The organism is Aquamicrobium terrae (assembly GCF_040545735.1).
GTDB classification, from domain to species: Bacteria; Pseudomonadota; Alphaproteobacteria; order Rhizobiales; family Rhizobiaceae; genus Mesorhizobium; species Mesorhizobium terrae_A.
The window spans coordinates 50,290-72,755 of record NZ_JBEPML010000017.1; the positions used below are offsets into that span (position 1 = coordinate 50,290).

The 22,466-nt window shown below is 65.6% G+C and carries 20 protein-coding genes; 12 read left to right on the forward strand and 8 right to left on the reverse strand.

The window, feature by feature from the left end:
* Positions 1-233 precede the first annotated feature (233 nt).
* Both ABID37_RS20005 and ABID37_RS20010 read left to right on the forward strand, forming a co-directional pair.
* Positions 234-1,013: a Bax inhibitor-1/YccA family protein gene (locus tag ABID37_RS20005; RefSeq protein WP_354197966.1), complete on the forward strand. Its 780-nt coding sequence runs from the start codon at positions 234-236 to the stop codon at positions 1,011-1,013.
* Positions 1,014-1,120: 107 nt separating this feature from the next.
* Positions 1,121-1,669 carry a GNAT family N-acetyltransferase gene (locus tag ABID37_RS20010; protein WP_354197968.1) on the forward strand — a complete coding sequence of 183 codons (549 nt, stop codon included), beginning with the start codon at positions 1,121-1,123 and terminating at the stop codon, positions 1,667-1,669.
* 313 nt (positions 1,670-1,982) lie between these two features.
* On the opposite strand, the gene ABID37_RS20015 is transcribed toward ABID37_RS20010, so the two are convergent.
* The 3 genes from ABID37_RS20015 to acnA form a co-directional block, all read right to left on the reverse strand.
* Positions 1,983-2,366 (reverse strand): DUF2794 domain-containing protein, encoded by a 384-nt coding sequence (locus ABID37_RS20015; protein WP_354197970.1) that lies wholly within the window; start codon positions 2,364-2,366, stop codon positions 1,983-1,985.
* A gap of 332 nt (positions 2,367-2,698) precedes the next feature.
* Positions 2,699-3,475 (reverse strand): DUF1223 domain-containing protein, encoded by a 777-nt coding sequence (locus tag ABID37_RS20020; protein WP_354197972.1) that lies wholly within the window; start codon positions 3,473-3,475, stop codon positions 2,699-2,701.
* Positions 3,476-3,641: 166 nt separating this feature from the next.
* Positions 3,642-6,332, reverse strand: coding sequence for an aconitate hydratase AcnA (acnA, locus tag ABID37_RS20025; RefSeq protein ID WP_354197974.1), 2,691 nt, complete (start codon positions 6,330-6,332; stop codon positions 3,642-3,644).
* Between the two features lie 286 nt (positions 6,333-6,618).
* Here acnA and ccmA point away from each other — a divergent pair, with 286 nt between their 5' ends.
* From ccmA to ABID37_RS20045, 4 genes are all read left to right on the forward strand, one after another.
* Positions 6,619-7,233, forward strand: coding sequence for a heme ABC exporter ATP-binding protein CcmA (gene ccmA / locus ABID37_RS20030; protein ID WP_354197976.1), 615 nt, complete (start codon positions 6,619-6,621; stop codon positions 7,231-7,233).
* 183 nt (positions 7,234-7,416) lie between these two features.
* Positions 7,417-8,082 carry a heme exporter protein CcmB gene (gene ccmB, locus ABID37_RS20035; RefSeq protein ID WP_354197978.1) on the forward strand — a complete coding sequence of 222 codons (666 nt, stop codon included), beginning with the start codon at positions 7,417-7,419 and terminating at the stop codon, positions 8,080-8,082.
* A gap of 91 nt (positions 8,083-8,173) precedes the next feature.
* Positions 8,174-8,347 carry a heme exporter protein CcmD gene (ccmD, locus tag ABID37_RS20040; RefSeq protein ID WP_354197980.1) on the forward strand — a complete coding sequence of 58 codons (174 nt, stop codon included), beginning with the start codon at positions 8,174-8,176 and terminating at the stop codon, positions 8,345-8,347.
* Positions 8,344-8,919 (forward strand): DsbE family thiol:disulfide interchange protein, encoded by a 576-nt coding sequence (locus ABID37_RS20045; protein ID WP_354197982.1) that lies wholly within the window; start codon positions 8,344-8,346, stop codon positions 8,917-8,919. Before ccmD ends, ABID37_RS20045 begins: the two co-directional genes overlap by 4 nt.
* A gap of 25 nt (positions 8,920-8,944) precedes the next feature.
* Here ABID37_RS20045 and ABID37_RS20050 read toward each other — a convergent pair whose 3' ends face one another.
* The 5 genes from ABID37_RS20050 to ABID37_RS20070 all read right to left on the reverse strand — a co-directional run bounded on the left by ABID37_RS20050 (position 8,945) and on the right by ABID37_RS20070 (position 13,962).
* Positions 8,945-9,604: a septation protein A gene (locus ABID37_RS20050; RefSeq protein ID WP_354197984.1), complete on the reverse strand. Its 660-nt coding sequence runs from the start codon at positions 9,602-9,604 to the stop codon at positions 8,945-8,947.
* 57 nt (positions 9,605-9,661) lie between these two features.
* Positions 9,662-11,413 carry a signal recognition particle-docking protein FtsY gene (ftsY, locus tag ABID37_RS20055; RefSeq protein ID WP_354197986.1) on the reverse strand — a complete coding sequence of 584 codons (1,752 nt, stop codon included), beginning with the start codon at positions 11,411-11,413 and terminating at the stop codon, positions 9,662-9,664.
* Positions 11,414-11,427: 14 nt separating this feature from the next.
* Positions 11,428-12,741: a tRNA (N(6)-L-threonylcarbamoyladenosine(37)-C(2))-methylthiotransferase MtaB gene (mtaB, locus tag ABID37_RS20060; protein WP_354197988.1), complete on the reverse strand. Its 1,314-nt coding sequence runs from the start codon at positions 12,739-12,741 to the stop codon at positions 11,428-11,430.
* The gene (dapF, locus tag ABID37_RS20065; RefSeq protein WP_354197990.1) at positions 12,741-13,622 is read right to left on the reverse strand and encodes a diaminopimelate epimerase; all 882 of its coding nucleotides are present in this window, start codon (positions 13,620-13,622) and stop codon (positions 12,741-12,743) included. The genes mtaB and dapF overlap by 1 nt, the downstream gene beginning before the upstream one ends.
* A gap of 178 nt (positions 13,623-13,800) precedes the next feature.
* The gene (locus ABID37_RS20070) at positions 13,801-13,962 is read right to left on the reverse strand and encodes a DUF1328 domain-containing protein (RefSeq protein WP_354197992.1); all 162 of its coding nucleotides are present in this window, start codon (positions 13,960-13,962) and stop codon (positions 13,801-13,803) included.
* Positions 13,963-14,186: 224 nt separating this feature from the next.
* On the opposite strand from ABID37_RS20070, the gene ABID37_RS20075 reads away from it, so the two are divergent.
* The 6 genes from ABID37_RS20075 (at position 14,187) to ABID37_RS20100 (ending at position 22,454) form a co-directional block, all read left to right on the forward strand.
* Entirely contained in the window at positions 14,187-14,732 is a 546-nt protein-coding gene (locus ABID37_RS20075) for a protease inhibitor Inh/omp19 family protein (protein WP_354197993.1), read from the forward strand.
* Between the two features lie 36 nt (positions 14,733-14,768).
* Entirely contained in the window at positions 14,769-15,986 is a 1,218-nt protein-coding gene (gene zapE, locus ABID37_RS20080; RefSeq protein WP_354197995.1) for a cell division protein ZapE, read from the forward strand.
* A gap of 252 nt (positions 15,987-16,238) precedes the next feature.
* Entirely contained in the window at positions 16,239-17,207 is a 969-nt protein-coding gene (gene mdh, locus ABID37_RS20085) for a malate dehydrogenase (RefSeq protein WP_354197997.1), read from the forward strand.
* 18 nt (positions 17,208-17,225) lie between these two features.
* Complete coding sequence (sucC, locus tag ABID37_RS20090) at positions 17,226-18,422, forward strand: ADP-forming succinate--CoA ligase subunit beta (RefSeq protein WP_354197999.1); 1,197 nt, start codon at positions 17,226-17,228, stop codon at positions 18,420-18,422.
* A 6-nt stretch (positions 18,423-18,428) separates the two neighbouring features.
* Positions 18,429-19,331 carry a succinate--CoA ligase subunit alpha gene (gene sucD, locus ABID37_RS20095; RefSeq protein ID WP_354198001.1) on the forward strand — a complete coding sequence of 301 codons (903 nt, stop codon included), beginning with the start codon at positions 18,429-18,431 and terminating at the stop codon, positions 19,329-19,331.
* 135 nt (positions 19,332-19,466) lie between these two features.
* The gene (locus ABID37_RS20100; RefSeq protein WP_354198003.1) at positions 19,467-22,454 is read left to right on the forward strand and encodes a 2-oxoglutarate dehydrogenase E1 component; all 2,988 of its coding nucleotides are present in this window, start codon (positions 19,467-19,469) and stop codon (positions 22,452-22,454) included.
* Positions 22,455-22,466: the final 12 nt, after the last annotated feature.

Sequence of the window (22,466 nt, forward strand, 5' to 3'; positions counted from 1 at the left end):
GGGTGAAATGATGGGCCTCGCCGTGCCCGGCGAGGTTAATTCGGCGCAATCTTTGCGCTTTTGCCCATCAAAAACGCGCGATTTCCGCCTTCACGAAGCATTTCGGGGGGTTACGGGTCTTGTTCCGATCCCAAAGAACCATCATATTCCGGGCAGGCATGCTGGAGGCCCCGCCAGCGGCGCCTGGGCATACGCCCGACACCGGACGGGGCAAGAAGCAACAGAGGACTTCAATGGCTGAACCCCTTCGCAATTACCAGACGCGTACGGCCCCCTACGGCCGCGCCGACATGGCCATCGACGAGGGCCTGCGCGCATATATGCTGCGCGTCTACAACCTGATGGGCATGGGCCTGCTGATCACCGGCCTCGCAGCCGTTGCCACGATCATGCTGGCCACGACCAACAATCCGGCCGCAGCGGTCGCCACGCTGCCGAGCGGCCAGATGCTGACCTCCTTCGGCTACGCCATCTTCGCGTCGCCGCTGAAGTGGGTGGTGATCCTCGCCCCGCTGGCTGCCGTGTTCTTCCTGTCGTTCCGCGTGCAGTCGATGAGCGTGGGTGCGGCGCAAACCACGTTCTGGGTCTATGCCGGCCTGGTGGGCCTGTCGCTGTCGTCGATCTTCCTGGTCTACACCAGCGCCTCGATCACCCAGACCTTCTTCGCCACGGCGGCCGCCTTCGGCGCGCTGTCGCTCTACGGCTACACCACCAAGCGTGACCTGACGGCCATGGGCTCGTTCCTGATCATGGGCCTGTTCGGCCTGATCATCGCCATGGTCATCAACCTCTTCCTGCAGTCTTCGGCCCTGTCCTTCGCGGTTTCGGCCATCGGCGTGCTGATCTTCGCCGGCCTCACCGCCTATGACACGCAGAAGATCAAGGAGATGTACTACGAGTCCGACGACGCCGAGGTGGCCGGCCGCAAGTCGATCATGGGCGCGCTGACGCTCTACCTCGACTTCATCAACCTGTTCATGTTCCTGCTCCAGTTCATGGGCGACCGCCGCTGAACCGGCCGGAACCAATGACAGCGAAGGGCGGCAGCACGGCCGCCCTTTTCTTTTGGCCGTGGGCAGCAGTATAGAACTGCATCCTTCCACAACTGCGGACACACCCCATGATACGCGCGGCGACCGAGGCCGATCTTCCCCGCATCACGGAAATCTACCGCGACGCCGTGCTCAACGGCACCGCCACCTACGAGCTGGAACCGCCCTCGCTCGCCGAGATGCAGGGTCGCTATGAAGGGCTGCGCGCCAGGGGCTATCCATTTCTGGTCGCCACGGACGAGGATGGCACCGTACTCGGCTATGCCTATGCCGGCCCGTTCAGGGCGCGCCCCGCCTATCGCTTCATCGTCGAGGATTCGGTCTATATGGCGCCCGAAGCCAAGGGGCGCGGCATCGGCCTAGCCCTGATGAAAGCCCTCATCGAGGACGTGCGCCGCCTCGGATTTCGCCAGTTCGTGGCGGTGATCGGCGACGGCAGGCCGGACAGCCCCTCCGTGCGCCTGCATGAAAAGCTGGGCTTCGCGCACAGCGGGGTGCTGGCCGGGTCCGGCTACAAGCACGGGCGCTGGCTGGACACGACCTTCATGCAGCTGGAGATGAACGGCGGGACGACGCTGCCGCCCGATCCGGACTCATGGCCCGAGCGGGAGCTGTAAGGACGGCTGAGTCCTCGTCCATTTCAGATGGCGAACATCTGGAAGCCAGCGCGAGACGCAGGCTGTCCGGCACGGTTTCGGCATGGATTCCCGACACTCTCGCTCCCTACGGTCGCTTCGAGATCGGGAATGACGGGTAGGTCTAAATTCATTCGTCATTCCCGGCCTCGCAATGAGCGAAGCGAATGGAGAGTGTCGGGAATCCATGCTGGAACCGTGCCGAACACAGAGGATTCAGTCGCCGGACCGACCGGAATAAACCCCGCCCGCGTTCACATATTGCAGCCAACCGCAATCTCGGCCGGCCGAACGCCTACGCCTTGACCAGCTTCAGCCTGTTGTCGAAGATATTCAGGACCCGCGCCAGCTCGTGCCCGCGCTTGAGGATGCGCCCGCCGGCCGCCACCACGGAGAAGGCGCCCTGCCGCCTCGCCAGCTTCGGGTCCTTGACGATCTGGAACAGCGGCACCTCGCTGGTGCGCCGATAGACCGAAAACACCGCCCGGTCTTCCAGATGGTCGATGGCGTAGTCGCGCCATTCATTGGCCGCCACCATGCGCCCGTAGAGCCGCAGGATCAGGTCGAGCTCCCGGCGGTCGAAGGCCACCGGCATGCCGAGGCGCTCGCGGCGCGCCTCGTGCAGGGGAATAGGTATTGCGGATGCGTCTCCTTCTCCTCCTGCGCCGCCTTCGCTCATGCCCGAATCCTTGCAATGCAACAACTCACGGGCAGGTTCGCGCTTTCCGGCGCCAATTGCAAGTATGGCGGCCATGCCGTGGCGTTCGTCGGCCTCGGGTTACATTTGTAAAAGCATGTTGAAATTGGTGATCTGTCGCCACATTTTCGCCGTTTTTTATCCGCGCTCCCGCCCCATTGTGAAACGACTTTACCCTCGTTGCCTGAGACGGTTCGGTCCGGCACTGGCTCGTAACCCCCAAGCCCCCCGCCCACGGGCCTGAGTCGGATCGAACCAACCTCGCTTTCCAAAGGCCAGGTTTCTCCGCAGCAATTCCTTGAAATCGCTACAAATTATGGCTTCGGCTTGTTGACGAAGGCTGCCCCGATGATCGGTCCCGGCAGGCCGTCCGTGGCCACCGACTGCAACAGCACCGCGCATCCGCCCTTCTTGAGCACTTCGCTGGCCGGCAGTTCGTAGCGCTGCGCCTTGCCATGCCACATGCCGGCGGTCTGCATGGACGAAACCGCGTTCCAGTAGGTCATCTGCCGGCCCCGGTTGCGACCCCGGCCGATCTCCACGGTTTGCGGCGGCTCGAAATAGGCGAGCACCACATGCGCCGTGTCGGGCAGATTCGCGCCCGGCTCGGCCGCGCCGACTTCGATAACGACGCTTTCGTCGTCGCGCGTCACCCGGATCGGCACAAGCATGCCGCCACCCGACGATTTCAGCATGGAAAGCGTGCCGCCCACCGCGCCGCGGTTGGCGCCGTTGACATGGGTGCGGCCATTGATGACCGCCTGCGGCGTATAGATGGAGCGGCCGCCGAAGGTCCGCATATAGGCATATTGGCGCTCGGTATTGTCCTTGCTGCTCAGCGTGTCGTGCCAGCCGAGATAGTCCCAGTAGTCGACATGGTAGGCGAGCGCGACGATATCGTCCTTGCCGGCCAGCTCGGCGAAGAATTTGTCGGCCGGTGGGCAGGAATTGCAACCCTGGCTGGTGAACAGTTCGACCACACCGGCAGGCTTCTCGAAACCCGTTTCCGCTTCGTCGGCAAGGCCGGCGCCGCAAAATGCCGACAATGCGACCGCAATCAGGCTAAGCCGCAATGATGTTCCGATTGGCATGGCGATGTCCGAATCCGCCGGCTTGCCCGGCTTTGTTTTGTTTGCCGACCTGTTTGGCAGATGCCACGCTCAACGGAAAGTCACGTTGCGGTGAGAAAAATCACATATAACGTGAAAGGCCGCCGGAGGGCACCGGCGGCCTTTCTCCAATCACTGCAAAGCTGGATCAGGCAGCGAGGTCGCGCAGCACATACTGCAGGATGCCGCCGTTCTTGTAGTAGTCCAGCTCATCCAGCGTATCGATGCGGCACAGGATCGGAACCTGCTTCACCGTGCCGTCGGCATAGGTGATCTTGGCCGCCATCTTCTGGCGCGGCTTGATGTTTTCCAGGCCGTCGATCTCGACCAGTTCGTCGCCCTTGAGATTGAGCGAGGCCCAGGAGGTGCCTTCCTCGAACACGAAGGGGATGACGCCCATGCCGACCAGGTTGGAGCGGTGGATGCGCTCGAAGGACTGGGCGATGACCGCGCGCACGCCGAGCAGGTTGGTGCCCTTGGCCGCCCAGTCGCGCGACGAGCCGTTGCCGTATTCGACGCCGGCGAAGATCACCAGCGGCACGCCTTCCTTCTTGTACTCCATGGCGGCGTCGTAGATCGACATCTCCTCCTTCGAGGGATAGTGGATCGTGTAGCCGCCTTCCTTGCCGTTCTCGCCCAGCATGTGGTTGCGGATGCGGATGTTGGCGAAGGTGCCGCGCATCATCACCTCATGGTTGCCGCGACGCGTGCCGTACTGGTTGAAGTCGGCAACGTTCACGCCATGGTCGAGCAGGTACTTGCCCGCCGGCGAGGCGGCCTTGATCGAGCCGGCCGGCGAGATGTGGTCGGTGGTGATCTTGTCGCCGAACAGGCCGAGCACCCGCGCGCCCTTGATGTCGGAGATCTTGCCGATGCCGTCGCGCATGCCCGCGAAATAGGGCGGGTTCTGCACATAGGTCGACTTGTCGTCCCAGGCATAGGTCTGGCCTTCCGGCGCCTTGACCTTCTGCCAGTTCTCGTCACCCTTGAAGACGTCGGCATATTTGCGGGCGAACAGCTCGCGCGTCACGTTCTTCTCGATGAACTCCTGGATCTCGGCGGTGGTCGGCCAGATGTCCTTCAGGTAGACCGGCTTGCCGTCCTTGCCTTCGCCCAGCGGTTCCTTGGTCAGGTCCCTGGTGACGGTGCCGGCCAGCGCATGCGCCACCACCAGCGGCGGCGAGGCGAGGTAGTTCGCCTGCACGTCGGGCGACACGCGGCCCTCGAAGTTGCGGTTGCCGGACAGCACGGCGGCCGCGATCAGCCCCTTCTCGTTGATGGTCTTGGAGATCGGGCCGGGCAGCGGGCCGGAATTGCCGATGCAGGTGGTGCAGCCGAAGCCGACCAGGTTGAAGCCGATCTGGTCGAGTTCCTTCTGCAGGCCCGACTTCTCCAGATATTCGGCCACGACCTGCGATCCCGGCGCCAGCGAGGTCTTCACCCACGGCTTCTGCTTGAGGCCGAGGCGGTTGGCGTTGCGGGCGAGCAGGCCGGCGCCGATCAGCACCGAGGGGTTGGAGGTGTTGGTGCAGGAGGTGATGGCCGCGATCACCACGTCGCCATGGCCGAGGTCATGGTCGGTGCCCTCGACCGCATAGCGCTTGTGCATCTCGGCGGCCTTCTTGTACTCGGCCTCCATCGCCTTGGCGAAGCCGGCGGGGATGTCCTCCAGCGCCTGGCGCCCCTCGGGACGCTTGGGGCCGGCCATGGACGGCACCACGTCGCCGAGGTCGAGCTCGAGCGTGTCGGTGAACACCGGATCGGCCGAACCGTCGTCGCGCCACATGCCCTGCGCCTTGGAGTAGGCCTCGACCAGCGCGATGCGCGCCTCGTCGCGGCCGGACATGGAAAGATAGCGCAGCGTCTCGTCGTCGACGGGGAAGAAGCCGCAGGTCGCGCCATATTCCGGCGCCATGTTGCCGATGGTGGCGCGGTCGGCCAGCGTCATGTTGGAGAGGCCGGGGCCGAAGAACTCGACGAACTTGCCGACGACGCCCTTCTTGCGCAGCATCTGGGTGACGGTGAGCACCAGGTCGGTGGCTGTCAGGCCTTCCTTCAACTTGCCGGTCAGGCGGAAGCCGATCACCTCCGGCAGGAGCATGGACACGGGCTGGCCGAGCATGGCCGCCTCGGCCTCGATGCCGCCCACGCCCCAGCCCAGAACGCCGAGGCCGTTGATCATGGTGGTGTGCGAATCGGTGCCGACGCAGGTGTCGGGATAGGCCGTCGTCTCGCCGTCCTCGTTGTTGGTCCACACGACCTGGCCGAGATATTCGAGGTTGACCTGATGGCAGATGCCGGTGCCGGGCGGCACGACGCGGAAGTTGCGGAACGCCTGCTGGCCCCACTTCAGGAACTTGTAGCGTTCCTCGTTGCGCTCATATTCGAGCTCGACATTGCGGGCGAAGGCCATCGGCGTCCCGAATTCGTCGACGATGACCGAGTGGTCGATGACCAGGTCCACCGGCACCAGCGGATTGATCTTCTGCGGATCGCCGCCGAGCGAGGCGATGCCGTCGCGCATGGCGGCAAGGTCGACCACCGCCGGCACGCCGGTGAAGTCCTGCATCAGCACGCGGGCCGGACGATAGGCGATCTCGACGCCGGCGGTGCCCTTGTCGGTCAGCCAGCTGGCGACGGCCTGGATCGATTCCTTGGTGACGGAGCGGCCGTCCTCGTTGCGCAGCAGGTTCTCGAGCAGCACCTTCATCGAATAGGGAAGCTGGGAAACCCCGGTAAGGCCGTTCTTCTCGGCCTCGACCAGATTGTAGTAGACATATTCGGAGCCGCCAGCGGTCAGCGTGCGGCGGCAGTTGAAGCTATCGAGAGATTTGGACACGTGCGATCCCATCCTAAAGTCGTTCAGCCTGATGGGGAACGGACTCCGATGGCATGCTCATCACGCGCAAAGGTGCGGGTACGGCCATTTCCGCTGTCCGCTCCCAAGCGCTCGGGCCGTTCAAGGCGGCTCGCGCACCGGTTCGGCGCAATATGGTTTGCCTTCCCCGACCGCTGGGGTTGGTAAGCTGCATATAGAGAATATCCTGGAATAGTTCTAGACGGTGTTTGGGCATTTTTGACGCAGCGCCAGGCTGCACCGCCACGGGGCCGGAAAAGGAGAGCGAATGCGGCTGATTGCCGAGAATCTGGGCGGTGAACGCGGGGGAGACATCGTGTTCACCGATATCGGCTTTGCGCTGGAAGAGGGCGAGGCGCTGGTCGTCACCGGCCCCAACGGCTCCGGCAAATCCACCCTGCTGCGCGTCGTCGCCGGCCTCCTGCCGGCATCGCAAGGTCAGGTGCGTCTCGAGGGCGGCGGCGAGGCCTGGCCCTCGTCGGCCGCCGCCTGCCACTATCTCGGCCATCTCAACGCCATGAAGACGGCGCTGACGGTGAATGAGAACCTCGCCTTCTGGCAGAGCTTCGCGGGGGAGCCGAGACTCGGCATCGCCGAGGCGCTGGAGGCGGTGGGGCTCGGCCATATCGGCCACCTGCCCTTCGGCTATCTGTCCACCGGCCAGAAGCGCCGCGCCGCGCTGGCCCGCCTGCTCATCAGCCACCGGCCCGTCTGGCTGCTTGACGAACCGACCGCAGGGCTCGACAAGGCGTCCGAAGCGCGGCTCGCCGCCATGATGGAAGATCACCGCGCGGCCGGCGGCATCCTCGTCGCCGCCACCCACCTGCCGCTCGGGCTCGAAGGGGTGCGAACACTGGAGATGGGGGAAGTGCCACATGGGTAAAGACCCGACCATACGGTCCAAAGGCGTGCCCCCCACCCCTTACCCCTCCCCACAAGGGGGAGGGGAATTTTGCGCCGCAACTGCCTGTCGCATCGGTATTTTTGGAAAGGTGGCCAGGTCGACGTCTCCCCTCCCCCCTGTGGGGAGGGGTAAGGGGTGGGGGTACGGGGCGGAAACCACCTCATGCTAGCCCTCTACCTGCGCGACCTGCACCTTTCCATGCGCGTCGGCGGCGGTGCGCTGACCGGCATCGTCTTCTTCCTCGCCGTCATCGCCACCATCCCCTTCGGCGTCGGGCCGGACCTCAACCTGCTCGCCCGCATCGGTCCAGCGATCCTGTGGATCGGCGCGCTGCTGGCCTCGCTGCTCGGCCTCGACCGGCTGTTCCAGGCCGACCGCGAGGACGGCTCGCTCGACCTTCTGGTGCTGGAGGCCGACCGCCACCTGCTGCCGTTGACCGTGCTGGTGAAATGCCTCGCCCACTGGACCGGCTCGGTGCTGCCGCTGGTGATCGCCGCTCCCCTGCTCGGCCTGTTCATGAACATGGAGCCGCTGGCGATCGGCGCCACGGCGCTGACCCTGCTTGCCGGCACGCCGGCCATCACCTTCATCGGCGCGGCCGGGGCCGCGGTCGCCGTGGCGCTGCCGCGCGGCGGGCTGCTGATCTCCATCCTCGTGCTGCCGCTGACCATCCCGGCGCTGATCTTCGGCGTCTCGGCAAGCTACGGCGCCGTCGAGGACCCCGCCCCCTTCCTCCAGCCGTTCCTGATCCTGGTGGCGCTGACCCTGTTCCTCGCGGTGATCGGGCCGCTGGGCGCGGCACTGGCGTTACGCCGCAGCTCCGACTGATTGCAAGGCCGGACGGCCAAGTTTAAGGAAAAGCCATGGCTATGCGAAACGACCTGTCCCGGATCGGCGTGCGCGCGCAGGAGGTGCGGCCGTGACCACGCACGACCTCTACGTCGCGGCGGCCTATGGCATCACCGTCGTGGTGCTGGCCGGCCTGATCGGCTGGATATGGCTCGACCAACGCGCCCGCCGCCGGGAACTGGCCGAGCTGGAAGCCGCCGGCATCCGCCGCCGTTCCGACCGCAGCCAAGCGAAGAAGCCATGAGCGCGCAAGCCCCGAAACCCGTTTCGCGCCGCCTGATGGTGCTGCTGCCGCTGGCCATCTTCCTGGCCCTGTGCGGCGTCTTCCTCGCCCAGCTCCTGTCCGGCCGCGACATTTCCGAAATCCCCTCGGCGCTGATCGGCGAGCCGGCGCCCCCGACCCGGCTGCCGCCCTTGCCTGGAACGAACCTGCCCGGCCTCGATTCGCAGGAATTCCCCGGCAAGGTGACGCTGGTCAACGTCTTCGCCTCATGGTGCGTGCCCTGCCGCGACGAGCACCCGATGATGATGGACCTGGCGCGCGACGGGCGCTTCGCCGTCACCGGGCTGAACTACAAGGACAAGCCCGCCAACGCGCTGAAGTTCCTGGCCGAGCTCGGCAACCCCTATACCGCGATCGGCACCGACGAGAACGGCCGCGCCGGCATCGACTGGGGCGTCTACGGCGTGCCGGAAACCTTCGTCGTCGGCAGGGACGGCCGCATCGCCTACAAGCATGTCGGCCCGCTGACGCCGGCTTCCGTGACGGGCAGGCTCATGCCCGAAATCGAGAAGGCGCTGGCTGCCCAGCCCTGAAGCGGGTTGCGATCTTTCCGAAAAGCTATTTCTTCCCGGAAACCTCGTCGAGCGAATGCCGCATGATGAGCGGCATCTGGCTCATGGTGAACAGGATGGTGATGGGCATGATCCCCCACACCTTGAACGCAACCCAGAAATCGGTCGAGAACAACCGCCACACGATCTCGTTGACCACCGCCAGGAACAGGAAGAACACTCCCCAGCGCAGGGTGAGCTTGCGCCAGCCCTCGGCATCGAGCCGGAAGGCGGATTCGAGCACATAGCCGAGCAGCGACTTGCCGAAGGCGAGCCCGCCGAGCAGGGTGACGCCGAACAGCGTGTTGACGATGGTCGGCTTCATCTTGATGAACAATTCGTCCTGCAGATAGAGCGTCAGCGCGCCGAACACCAACACGACGATGCCCGACACCAGCGGCATCACCGGCAAGGTGCGGGTGAGCAGCCACGACGCGGCCAGCGCGATGGCCGTCGCCGCCATGAACAGGCCGGTGGCGATGAAGATCGGGCCGCCGAAATCCGCCAGCAGCGGAAATTTCCCGGCCAGCCACTCGCCGCGCGAATTGGCGAAGAAGAACACCAGAAGCGGCCCCAGCTCCAGCGCCAGCTTGAGAACGGGGTTGATACTTTCCTTGCCCCGACTGCGGGTTTCGGAAGGATCACGCTCGAAGAGGGGCTGGTTCATTGGGGCTCGCTACCTGTCAAATCGATCGCTTGCACGTTTCCTGCGCGATACCGCGCTCTATCCCGTTCCGGCAATGGCCTTGGCGAAATCGCCGGCCGAGAACGGTTCGAGATCGTCCACCTGCTCGCCGACGCCGATGAAATAGACCGGCAGCCTGTGCTTGGCGGCGATGGCGACAAGGATACCGCCGCGCGCCGTGCCGTCCAGCTTGGTCATCACCAGCCCGTTGACGCCGGCCACGTTGCGGAAAATCTCGACCTGGTTGAGGGCGTTCTGGCCGGTGGTGGCGTCCACCGTCTGCAACACCGTATGCGGCGCTTCCGGATCGAGCTTGCCGAGCACCCGCACGATCTTCTCCAGCTCCGCCATCAGTTCGGCCTTGTTCTGCAAGCGCCCGGCGGTGTCGATGATGAGCACGTCGGAGCCGGCCGCCTTGGCCTGCTCGAAGGCATCATAGGCAAGGCCGGCGGCATCGGCGCCGAGCTTCGTCGCGATCACCGGAGAATTGGTGCGCTCGCCCCATATCTTGAGCTGCTCGATTGCGGCGGCACGGAAGGTGTCGCCGGCCGCCAGCATGACCGAGAGCCCGCCTTCGGTGAGCTTGGCGGCGAGCTTGCCGATGGTGGTGGTCTTGCCGGTGCCGTTGACGCCGACGACGAGGATGACATGCGGCTTGTGCGACAGGTCGAGTTCCAGCGGCTTGGCCACCGGCCCCAGCACCTTCTCCACTTCCGTGGCCATCACCGCCCGCACCTCAGCGTCGGAGACGTCCTTGCCGTAGCGGCTGGCCGCCAGCGCATCGGTGACGCGCAACGCCGTCTCGACGCCGAGATCGGCGCGGATCAGCACGTCCTCCAGGTCCTGAAGCGTGTCATCGTCCAGCTTGCGCTTGGTGAAGACGCCGGCGATGTTGCCGGAAAGCTCGCGCGAGGACCGCGCCAGCCCTTCCTTCATGCGCTGGAACCAGGATTTCCGCGCAACCGGCGCCGGCGCCGGCTGCGCCTCCTGCTTCTGCTCGACCTTCTTGGTCACCGTCACCCTGCCGGCGGCAGGCTTCGGCTCCGGGGCGATCTCGACAGGCGGCGGTGCGACAGCGGCCGGTTCAGGTTCGTCGTCTCTCCTTGAGACCTCGACTTCCGCCTGCGGCTCGACCGCCTCCACCGGTGCAGCCGGTATGTCCTGCTCGATCTCGCCAGGTGCGGCCGGCTCACCCTCCTCGTGGGAGGTGTCAGGCACTAGCGCTTCCGCCGGGGCATCCGCGCCTTCGGCGTCGCCTTCCCTCAAAATAGAGGTAGAGGGCGGCACTTCCACCGGCACTTCGGCCGGAACCTGCTCGGGCTCGGCCGGGACCTCGACCGGCGGCGCGGCAGGCTCTTCCTGCGGCGGTGGAGCGGGAACTTCCGCCGGCGGCTTCGGAGCCTCCGGCGCGGGCGCGGGAATCTCAGGCTTATCGGGCTGAGGCGCGGGTGCCGGGGGAACTTCCGGCGGCTCGGGTTTGGCCGGTTCGGGTTCCGGCCGGACCGGTTCCGGAGGAATCTCCTGCGGTTCCGCCGGCGGTGGTTGCGGTTGAGGCTCCGGGGTTACCGGCTGTTCCGGTGGCGGAACGGGTTCCGTTTCCGGTGCGGGTTCCGGCCGGATTTCCGGTGTTGGTTCCGAAGGCACAGGCTCGCTCTCACCCTCTGCCCTCCCCTGCGCCGGCTTCAGCGCGTCGAAATTCAGCGGCGGAAGCGGGGCCGTTTCGTCGGGTTTTTCCTCGACCGCTTCCTTCCTGCCGAAGGAAAAAACCTTCTTGATGAAGTCGAATGCCATTCCGTCCCCTTGGATCAGGCCGCGCGCGCGGCGAGCGGCACCGCCTGAAGCTGCGCGCCGTCATTGCCCGTCACCACCGCCTCGACGATCTCGCCCGGCTGGCCGGCATCGATGGCGGCGAGGGTAAACCCCTCGGTGCGGCCGAGCCCGTCGCGCTCGATCAGGATCGATTGCGAGGTGCCAGCAAGCGCATCCAGATGGCGGCGATAGGCGGTCTCGCCCGCCGCCCGCAACCGCGCCGCCCGCTCCTTCACCACCTCGCGCCGGACTTGCGGCATGCGCGCCGCCGGGGTGCCCTCGCGCGGGCTGAACGGGAAGACGTGCAGATGGGTGAGGCCGCATTCCGCGACGATGTCGAGCGACCGCTGGAACATCTCCTCGGTCTCGGTCGGGAAGCCGGCGATGATGTCGGCACCGAACACGATGTCGGGGCGCAGCTTGCGCACCTCGGCGCAGAAACGGATGGAATCGGCGCGCAGATGCCGGCGCTTCATGCGCTTCAGCGTCAGGTCGTCGCCCGCCTGCAAGGACAGGTGCAGGTGCGGCATCAGCCGCCTTTCGGTGGCGATGGCGTCCAGAAGCTCATCGTCGGCCTCGATGGAATCGATGGAGGAGAGGCGCAGCCGCTTGACGTCGGGCACCTGGGCGAGGATCGCCTTCACCAGCCGCCCGAGCTTCGGCGCGCCGGGCAGGTCGGCGCCATAGCTGGTCATGTCGACGCCCGACAGCACCACCTCGGCATAGCCGTTACCGGCCAGACGCTTGACCTGCTCCACCACCGCGCCCATCGGCACGGAGCGTGAATTGCCGCGCCCGTAGGGGATGATGCAGAAGGTGCAGCGATGGTCGCAGCCGTTCTGCACCTGCACGAAGGCGCGCGCTCGCCCCTCGATGGCATCGACCATATGCGAGGCCGTCTCGCGCACCGAAAAGATGTCGTTGACGCGCGCCTTCTCGAACAGGTTGACGCCGAAATCCGGCAAGGCGCGATAGGAGTGGCTTTTCAGCTTCTCCTCGTTGCCCAGAACGAGATCGACCTCGTCCATTGCGACGAAATCCTGCGGGCCGGTCTGCGCCGCGCAGCCGGTGACGATGATGCGCGCTTCCGGATTCTCGCGCCGCGCCTTGCGGATCGACTGCTTGGCCTGGCGCACGGCTTCCGCCGTCACCGCGCAGGTGTTGAAGATGATCGCCCCACCGGCCAGTTCGCCGAGACCGGCGGCGGAAGCCTCGCGGCGCATCACCTCGGATTCGTAGGTGTTCAGCCGGCAGCCGAAGGTGACGACCTCAAGGCCCTTTGCACCCTGTGTGGTGTCGCCGTCGCTCATCAGGCCGCGCTCTCTTCATCGCGCTGCCAGGCACCCGTGGCTGGATCGAAGCTGCCCGAAAACTCCCATTCGGCGGCGCCCGTCAGCACGACATGATCGTCGTCGCGCCATTCGACATGGAGCGGGCCGCCCGGCGCTGTCAGGGCAACGCTGCGTCCGGTGCGACGCGTGCGGGCGGCAGCCACGGCGGCGGCGCAGGCGGCCGAGCCGCACGCCCTCGTCAGGCCCGCGCCCCGTTCCCAGGTACGGATCGTCAGATGATCCGGCCCGGTCACCTGCGCGATGGTGATGTTGGCGCGCTCGGGAAACAGCGGGTGATGTTCCAGCATCGGCCCGAAACGGTCGAGTTCGTAGGACCAGACGTCCTTGTCCACCCAGAAGATGACATGCGGATTGCCCATCGAGACAGCGGAGGGCGAATGCAGCACCGGCGCATCGATCGGCCCGACCTGCAATTCGATCATGCGCGTGTCGCGGAACTCTTCCGAAAGCGGAATGTCCTGCCAGCCGAAGCGCGGCTTGCCCATGTCGACGGAGATCAGCCCGTCCTCATGCTGGCGCGCATTGAGGATGCCGGCCACGGTCTCGAAGGTGAATACGCTTTTGCCCGTCTCGGCCGCCAGCGCCTGCACCACGCAGCGCGTGCCGTTGCCGCAGGCCTGCGCCGACGAGCCGTCCGCGTTCAGGATCTCGATGAAATTGTCCGTGCCCGCGGTGCGGGCGTCATGGATGGCCATGATCTGGTCGAAATGCGTGGCCGGGTCGGCCGCCAGCGCCAGCGCCGCCTGCGGCGACACGCGGTCGGCGCGGCCGCGCATGTCGGCGACGATGATCTCGTTGCCGATGCCGTTCATCTTGGCGAAGGGTGCCGGGCCTGGCATTTCCGTTTCGTTTCCAGCTTGCCTTGCGCCGCCGCGGACGGACATTCGCTTGCCGCGCTTCGGCTTTTCGTTCCGCGCATGTCTCCGCAAGCCGATGCCGGCTTCGGGAGACATGCTTTAGCGGGCTATATGGCGGAAACGGTCGGGAATTACCAGTGCGGACCGGCCCTGCGGCGGCTCACGTCACTGCGAAAAGGCCGAGCACCACCAGCAGGAAGATGATCAGCACGATGCCGATCAGGATGCGCGCCCCGGTGGCCGCCGCTCCCGCCAGCGCCGGCATGCCGAGCAGGCTGGCGGCGGCAGCGACGATGAGCAGGATGAGAATCCATTTGATCATGGCGAACCCCTCGGAATGAAGCTTCGGCTGGAAAATGCACCGCATGCCAATAGGTTCCGGGTCTTGCACCGGCCGGGTGGGGTCGGCCGTCGCGTGACAAAATTACAACAAGTTCTGTAACAAACCCAATTTTAACCATATGACGTTGAAATTCTGCCACCTTCACCGAATTGGTAGGGGGCAGGATTCATGGACGGCGCCGTTCTGGCCCCGCGGAGGTTGTTATGGCACTTTTGAAAACGGGCGCGATCGTGGCAATCGGCGCCGCCCTTTTGGCAAGCGGCTGCACCAGTTCACGCTTCTCCTCCATGGACAATGTGCGGCCCGAACCGCTCCAGCCGTCGCCTTCCGGCACCATTTCCTCCAATCAGCTTCCCCCGCCCACCGGGCCCGGCGCACCGGCCGATCCCTCGCAGTTCCCGGCGGCCCCGCAGCAGAACACCCAGGTCGCGGCACTGCCGCCGGATGGCAGCGCGCCGGCCGGAGCGGCCGACCTGACGGCGGCCAGCGTCGCCGGGGTGTGGACGGTCAATGTCAGCGGCCAGAGCTGCAAGGTGGCGACGCCGCAGACCAAGTTCGGCCAGGGCTACCGCGCCGGCCCGCTGCGCTGCCCCGCACCGGTCGACGGCGTCAAGTCGTGGAACGTGGCCGGCAAGCAGCTCACCCTCTACGATCAGGACGGCGGCGCGCTGGCCCGCCTCTACTCGTCGGGCAGCGGCCGCTTCGACGGCCAGACCTCGAACGGCCTGCCCATCGCGCTGAGCCGCTGACCCGCAAAGGGTGACCGCAAAGGGGCAACCGCAAAGATGCATCTGCGTGACGGCCTCCAGACGCACGCCACCGTCAGGCAGAGCTATCTGCACCGGGTCGAGACCGGCGCGGTGCGCCGTGACGAGGCCCAGCTCGTCATCGCCGACCGGCTCGACGTGCTGATCGACGAGATCGCCGACAAGCGGCTCGCCAAGAAGTCGAGCGCCCTCGGCTGGCTGTTCGCCCGCAAGCGCGAGAAGAAGGCCGGGATACGCGGCCTCTACATCCATGGCGGCGTCGGGCGCGGCAAGACCATGCTGATGGACATGTTCTTCGAGTTGGTCCCGGCCCGTGCCAAGCGCCGCGCCCATTTCAACGACTTCATGGTCGACGTGCACGACCGCATCCAGAAGCACCGGCAGGCGCGCAAGAACGGCACCGTCAAGGAAGACGATCCGATCCCGCCGGTGGCGCGGGCGCTGGCCGACGAAGCCTGGGTGCTGTGCTTCGACGAGTTCGCCGTCACCGACATTGCCGACGCCATGATCCTGTCGCGGTTGTTCTCCGCCCTGTTCGACAATGGTGTGGTGCTGGTGGCGACCTCCAACGTGGCCCCGCGCGATCTCTACCACAACGGCCTCAACCGCCAGCTTTTCCTGCCCTTCATCGCCATACTGGAGCGCCATGCCGAGGTGCTGAGCCTCGACATCGACACCGACTACCGGCTGGAGAAGCTCAACAGCCTGCCGGTCTACATCACCCCGGCCGACGCGGCCGCCGATGCGGCGCTCGACGCCGCATGGGAGGCGATGACCGAGGGCAATCCGACCGCGCCGGCCAGCGTCACGGTCAAGGGCCGTCGCGTGGCGGTGCCGCGCGCCGCCGGCGACGCCGCCCGCTTCAGCTTCACGGACCTGTGCGAAAAGCCGCTCGGCGCCCGCGACTATCTCGCCATCGCCGCCCGCTACTCCACCATCTTCATCGACCATGTCCCGGTGCTGGCCGAAAACCGCCGCAACGAGGCCAAGCGCTTCATCCTGCTCATCGACGTGCTCTACGACCACCAGGTGCGTCTGGTGATGAGCGCCGATGCGCCGCCGACCGGCCTCTATGCCGGGCGCAAGGGCACGGAAGCCTTCGAGTTCGACCGCACCGCCTCGCGCCTCATCGAGATGCAGAGCCGCGACTGGCGCGACGCCTGGGTAAAGCGCAACGGCTCGACCGCAAACGCGTCCCCGCCGCCAAGGACCGCGACGGTGGCCGAAGGTGCCTGAACGGTGCCGTCACCTTTTGGTGACAATCGCCTGCTATGCGGAAACAGCCGCTGGACACGTTAAAATTTTGACGCTTACGTAATTCAAACCTGTTCTAAACGATTGAAATTTCAGGAGCGGAAATAATCGTTTGAATTTTTTTGACACCGGGGCTATGGGGTGCGGCGAAAATTCGCGGGGGACCCTCATATCCCGCCTGCCCCACCTCGACGCCATCCCGGCGCCGTCACAGCAAAGGGAATTCATCCTGACATGGCACGCAACAAGATAGCACTGATTGGCTCCGGCATGATTGGCGGCACCCTCGCCCATATGATCGGCCTGAAGGAACTGGGCGACGTGGTCCTGTTCGACATCGCCGAGGGCATCCCGCAGGGCAAGGGGCTGGATATCGCCGAATCCTCGCCGGTCGACGGCTTCGACGCCCGCTATGTCGGCGTCAACGACTATGCCGGCATCGAGGGCGCGGATGTGTGCATCGTCACCGCCGGCGTGCCGCGCAAGCCGGGCATGAGCCGCGACGACCTCCTGGGCATCAACCTCAAGGTGATGGAGCAGGTCGGCGCCGGCATCGCCAAATACGCCCCCAACGCCTTCGTGATCTGCATCACCAACCCGCTCGACGCCATGGTCTGGGCGCTGCAGAAGTTCTCCGGCCTGCCCAAGAGCCATGTCGTGGGCATGGCCGGCGTGCTGGACTCGGCCCGCTTCCGCTACTTCCTGGCCGAGGAGTTCAAGGTCTCGGTCGAGGACGTCTCGGCCATGACGCTGGGCGGCCATGGCGACGACATGGTGCCGATGGTGCGCTACTCCACCGTTGCCGGCGTGCCGCTGCCCGACCTCGTCAAGATGGGCTGGACCTCCAAGGACAAGCTGGACGCCATCGTCGAGCGCACCCGCAAGGGCGGCGGCGAGATCGTCGGCCTGCTCAAGACCGGCTCGGCCTACTACGCGCCGGCCGCCTCGGCCATCGCCATGGCCGAGAGCTACCTGAAGGACAAGAAGCGCGTCCTGCCCTGCGCGGCCCATCTCAACGGCCAGTACGGCGTCAAGGACACCTATGTCGGCGTGCCGGTGGTGATCGGCTCCGGCGGCGTCGAGCGCATCATCGAACTCGACTTCAACAAGGACGAGCAGGCGATGTTCGAAAAGTCGGTCGCCGCCGTCCAGGGCCTCACCGAGGCCTGCACGGGCATCGCGCCGCAACTCGCCCAGAAATAACCAAGGAGAGGCTTGCAAATGAACATCCATGAATATCAGGGCAAGCAGCTTCTGAAAGCCTATGGCGCCCCCGTCGCCGACGGCGTGCCGATCTTCTCGGCGCAAGAGGCCGAAGCCGCGGCGAAGAAGCTTCCCGGTCCGCTCTATGTGGTGAAGAGCCAGATCCACGCCGGCGGCCGCGGCAAGGGCAAGTTCAAGGAACTCGGCCCCGACGCCAAGGGCGGCGTGCGCCTCGCCAAGTCGGTCGAGGAAGTCGTCGCCAATGCGAAGGAAATGCTGGGCAACACGCTGGTGACCAAGCAGACCGGCCCGGCCGGCAAGCAGGTCAACCGCCTCTACATCGAGGACGGCGCCGACATCGACCGCGAGCTTTACCTGTCGCTGCTGGTCGACCGCTCCGTCGGCCGCGTCGCCTTCGTGGTTTCCACCGAGGGCGGCATGGACATCGAGGCCGTGGCCGAGGCGACGCCGGAGAAGATCATCACCGTCGCCATCGACCCCGAAACGGGCGTCACCGATGCCGACGTGGCGAAGATCAACGAGGCGCTGAAGCTCGCCGGCGAGGCCGCCGAGGACGGGAAGAAGCTGTTCCCGCTGCTCTACAAGGCCTTCTCCGAGAAGGACATGAGCCTGCTCGAGATCAACCCGCTGATCGTCATGACCAACGGGCGCCTGCGCGTGCTCGACGCCAAGGTCTCCTTCGACAACAACTCGCTGTTCCGTCATGCCGACGTGGTCGAGCTGCGCGACACCACGGAAGAGGATGAGAAGGAAATCGAGGCCTCGAAATACGACCTCGCCTATGTGGCGCTGGACGGCGACATCGGCTGCATGGTCAACGGCGCGGGCCTCGCCATGGCGACCATGGACATCATCAAGCTCTACGGCGCCGAGCCCGCCAACTTCCTCGATGTCGGCGGCGGCGCTTCCAAGGAGAAGGTGACGGCGGCGTTCAAGATCATCACCGCCGATCCGAACGTGAAGGGCATCCTCGTCAACATCTTCGGCGGCATCATGAAGTGCGACGTGATCGCCGAGGGCGTCATCGCCGCCGTCAAGGAAGTGGGCCTCAAGGTGCCGCTGGTGGTGCGCCTCGAAGGCACCAATGTCGAGCTGGGCAAGAAGATCATCAACGAGAGCGGACTGAACGTGATTTCGGCGGACGACCTCGACGACGCCGCCCAGAAGATCGTCAAGGCCGTGAAAGGGAACTGAGCCCAGATGTCCATTCTCATCAACAAAGACACCAAGGTTCTCGTCCAGGGCCTGACCGGCAAGACTGGCACCTTCCACACCGAGCAGGCGCTGGCCTATCACGGCACCAAGATGGTCGGCGGCATCCACCCCAAGAAGGGCGGCGAGAACTGGACCGGCGCCAAGGGCGAGACCCTGCCGATCTTCGCCACGGTGGCCGAGGGCAAGGAACGCACCGGCGCCACCGCCTCGGTCGTCTATGTGCCGCCGGCGGGCGCGGCCGACGCCATCATCGAGGCCATCGAGGCCGAGATGGAGCTGATCGTGTGCATCACCGAGGGCATTCCGGTCATGGACATGGTCAAGGTCAAGGCGAAGCTCGACAAGTCGAAGTCGCGTCTGATCGGCCCCAACTGCCCCGGCATCGTCACCCCCGACGAGTGCAAGATCGGCATCATGCCCGGCAACATCTTCCGCAAGGGCTCGGTCGGTGTTGTCTCGCGCTCGGGAACCCTTACCTATGAGGCGGTGTTCCAGACCACCAACGAAGGCCTTGGCCAGACCACGGCCGTCGGCATCGGCGGCGATCCGGTCAAGGGCACGGAGTTCATCGACATGCTGGAGATGTTCCTGGCCGATGACGAGACCAAGTCGATCATCATGATCGGCGAGATCGGCGGTTCCGCCGAGGAAGACGCCGCGCAGTTCCTGCGCGACGAGGCCAAGCGTGGCCGCAAGAAGCCGATGGCCGGCTTCATCGCCGGCCGCACCGCCCCTCCCGGCCGCACCATGGGCCATGCCGGCGCCGTGATCTCCGGCGGCAAGGGCGGAGCCGAAGACAAGATCGCCGCCATGGAGGCGGCCGGCATCAGGGTTTCGCCGTCCCCGGCCCGACTGGGGAAAACCCTGGTCGAAGCCATCAAGGGCTGATCGACGCGCCGGGCGGTTCTCCTGCCCGGCGCGAATGCCAAGGGGGAGAGGGATTTCGCGACGGCCGAGACCGTCAGGCATATGCGGCCGAGCCGTAAACGCAAGGAGCTGAAGCAAAGGGCTTCAAGAAGCGACATGTCGAGACAAGACCAGAACAACGACCAATTCTCTCTCACCTCCTTCCTCTATGGCGGCAATGCCGATTACATCGAGGCGCTCCATGCCGCCTGGCAGGACGATCCGTCCGCCGTCGACCCCGAGTGGCAGGATTTCTTCGGCGCGCTGAAGGACGACGCCTCGGTTGTGAAGAAGAACGCCGAGGGCGCTTCCTGGAAGAAGCCCAACTGGCCGGTGCAGGCCAATGGCGAGCTTGTCTCCGCCCTCGACGGCAACTGGGGCCTGATCGAGAAGGTCATAGGCAAGAAGGTGAAGGACAAGGCGGTCGAGACCGGCACGCCGCTCACCAATGCCGACGTCCATCAGGCGACGCGCGATTCCGTCCACGCCATCATGATGATCCGCGCCTTCCGCATGCGCGGCCATCTCCACGCCAATCTCGATCCGCTGGGCATCGCCAAGCCGCTCGAGGACTATAACGAGCTGTCGCCCCAGAACTACGGCTTCACCGAGGCCGACTACGACCGCCCGATCTTCCTCGACAATGTGCTGGGGCTGGAGTTCGGCACCATCCGGCAGATGCTGGACATCCTCACCCGCACCTATTGCTCGACGCTCGGCGTCGAGTTCATGCACATCTCCGACCCGGAGGAGAAGGCCTGGATCCAGGAGCGCATCGAAGGCGCCGACAAGGAGATTTCCTTCACCGCCGAAGGCAAGAAGGCGATCCTGTCCAAGCTGATCGAGGCGGAGGGCTTCGAGCAGTTCATCGACGTCAAGTACAAGGGCACCAAGCGCTTCGGGCTCGACGGCGGCGAATCGCTGATCCCGGCGCTGGAGCAGATCATCAAGCGCGGCGGCGCGCTCGGCATGAAGGAGATCGTGCTCGGCATGGCCCACCGCGGCCGCCTCAACGTGCTCTCGCAGGTGATGGCCAAGCCCCACCGCGCCATCTTCCACGAGTTCAAGGGCGGCTCCTTCACCCCGGACGACGTGGAAGGCTCGGGTGACGTGAAGTACCACCTCGGCGCTTCGTCCGACCGCGTTTTCGACGGCAATCAGGTCCACCTGTCGCTGACGGCCAACCCCTCGCACCTGGAAATCGTCAACCCGGTGGTGATGGGCAAGGCCCGCGCCAAGCAGGACCAGCTCTACGGCCGCAGCCGCGAGGAGATCGTGCCGCTGGAGGAGCGCGCCAAGGTGCTGCCGCTGCTCATCCACGGCGACGCCGCCTTCGCCGGCCAGGGCGTGGTGGCCGAGATCCTCGGCCTGTCCGGTCTGCGCGGCCACCGCGTCGCCGGCACGGTGCACTTCATCATCAACAACCAGATCGGCTTCACCACCAATCCGCGCTTCTCGCGCTCGTCGCCCTATCCGTCCGACGTCGCCAAGATGATCGAGGCGCCGATCTTCCACGTCAACGGCGACGATCCGGAGGCGGTGGTCTACGCCGCCAAGGTGGCGATCGAATTCCGCATGAAGTTCCACAAGCCGGTCGTCATCGACATGTTCTGCTACCGGCGCTTCGGCCACAACGAGGGCGACGAGCCGGCATTCACCCAGCCGCTGATGTACCGCTCCATCCGCGCCCACAACACGACCGTCCAGCTCTATGGCGATCGCCTGATCGCCGAGGGCCTGATCACCCAGGACGAGATCGACCGCATACGGGCCGACTGGCGTGCTCGCCTCGAGCAGGAGTTCGAGGCCGGCCAGAGCTACAAGCCGAACAAGGCCGACTGGCTGGACGGCGCCTGGTCGGGGCTGCGCGCCGCCGACAACCAGGACGAGCTGCGTCGCGGCAAGACCGCCGTTCCGGTCAAGACGCTGAAGGAGATCGGCAAGAAGCTGACCGAGGTGCCGAAGGGCTTCGAGGCGCATCGCACCATCCAGCGCTTCCTCGACAACCGCCGCCAGGCGATCGAGAACGGCACCGGCATCGACTGGGCCACGGCCGAGGCGCTGGCCTTCGGCTCGATCCTGCTCGACGGCAACCCGATCCGCCTGTCCGGCCAGGATTCGGAGCGCGGCACCTTCTCGCAGCGCCATTCGGTGCTCTATGACCAGCGCGACGAGACCCGCTACATTCCGCTCAACAACCTCTCGGCGGCACAGGCCGGCTACGAGGTCATCAACTCGATGCTGTCGGAAGAGGCGGTGCTCGGCTTCGAATACGGCTATTCGCTCTCGGCGCCCAAGGCGCTGACGCTGTGGGAAGCCCAGTTCGGCGACTTCGCCAACGGCGCCCAGGTGGTGTTCGACCAGTTCATCTCGTCGGGCGAGCGCAAGTGGCTGCGCATGTCGGGTCTCGTCTGCCTGCTGCCGCACGGCTATGAGGGCCAGGGGCCGGAGCACTCCTCTGCCCGCCTGGAGCGTTTCCTCCAGCTCTGCGCCGAGGACAACATGCAGGTCGCCTACTGCACGACGCCGGCCAACTACTTCCACATCCTGCGCCGGCAGCTGAAGCGTGACTTCCGCAAGCCGCTGATCCTGATGACGCCGAAGTCGCTGCTGCGCCACAAGCGCGCCGTCTCGACCATCGCCGAGATGTCGGGCGAAAGCTCGTTCCACCGCCTGCTGTGGGACGACGCGCAATATCTGGGCGACCAGCCGATCAAGCTGGTGAAGGATTCGAAGATCCGCCGCGTCGTGCTGTGCACGGGCAAGGTCTATTACGACCTCTACGAGGAGCGCGAGAAGCGCGGCATCAACGACATCTACCTGCTGCGCGTCGAGCAGCTCTACCCGTTCCCGGCCAAGGCCCTGATCACCGAGCTGTCGCGCTTCCGCAACGCGGAGATGGTGTGGTGCCAGGAGGAGCCCAAGAACATGGGCGCCTGGTCGTTCATCGACCCCTATCTGGAATGGGTGCTGGCCCATATCGACGCCAAGCACCAGCGCGTGCGCTACACCGGCCGCCCGGCCGCCGCCTCCCCGGCGACCGGCCTGATGTCGAAGCATCTGGCGCAGCTTGCCGCCTTCCTCGAAGATGCGCTCGGCGAATAGCAATTCAAGACA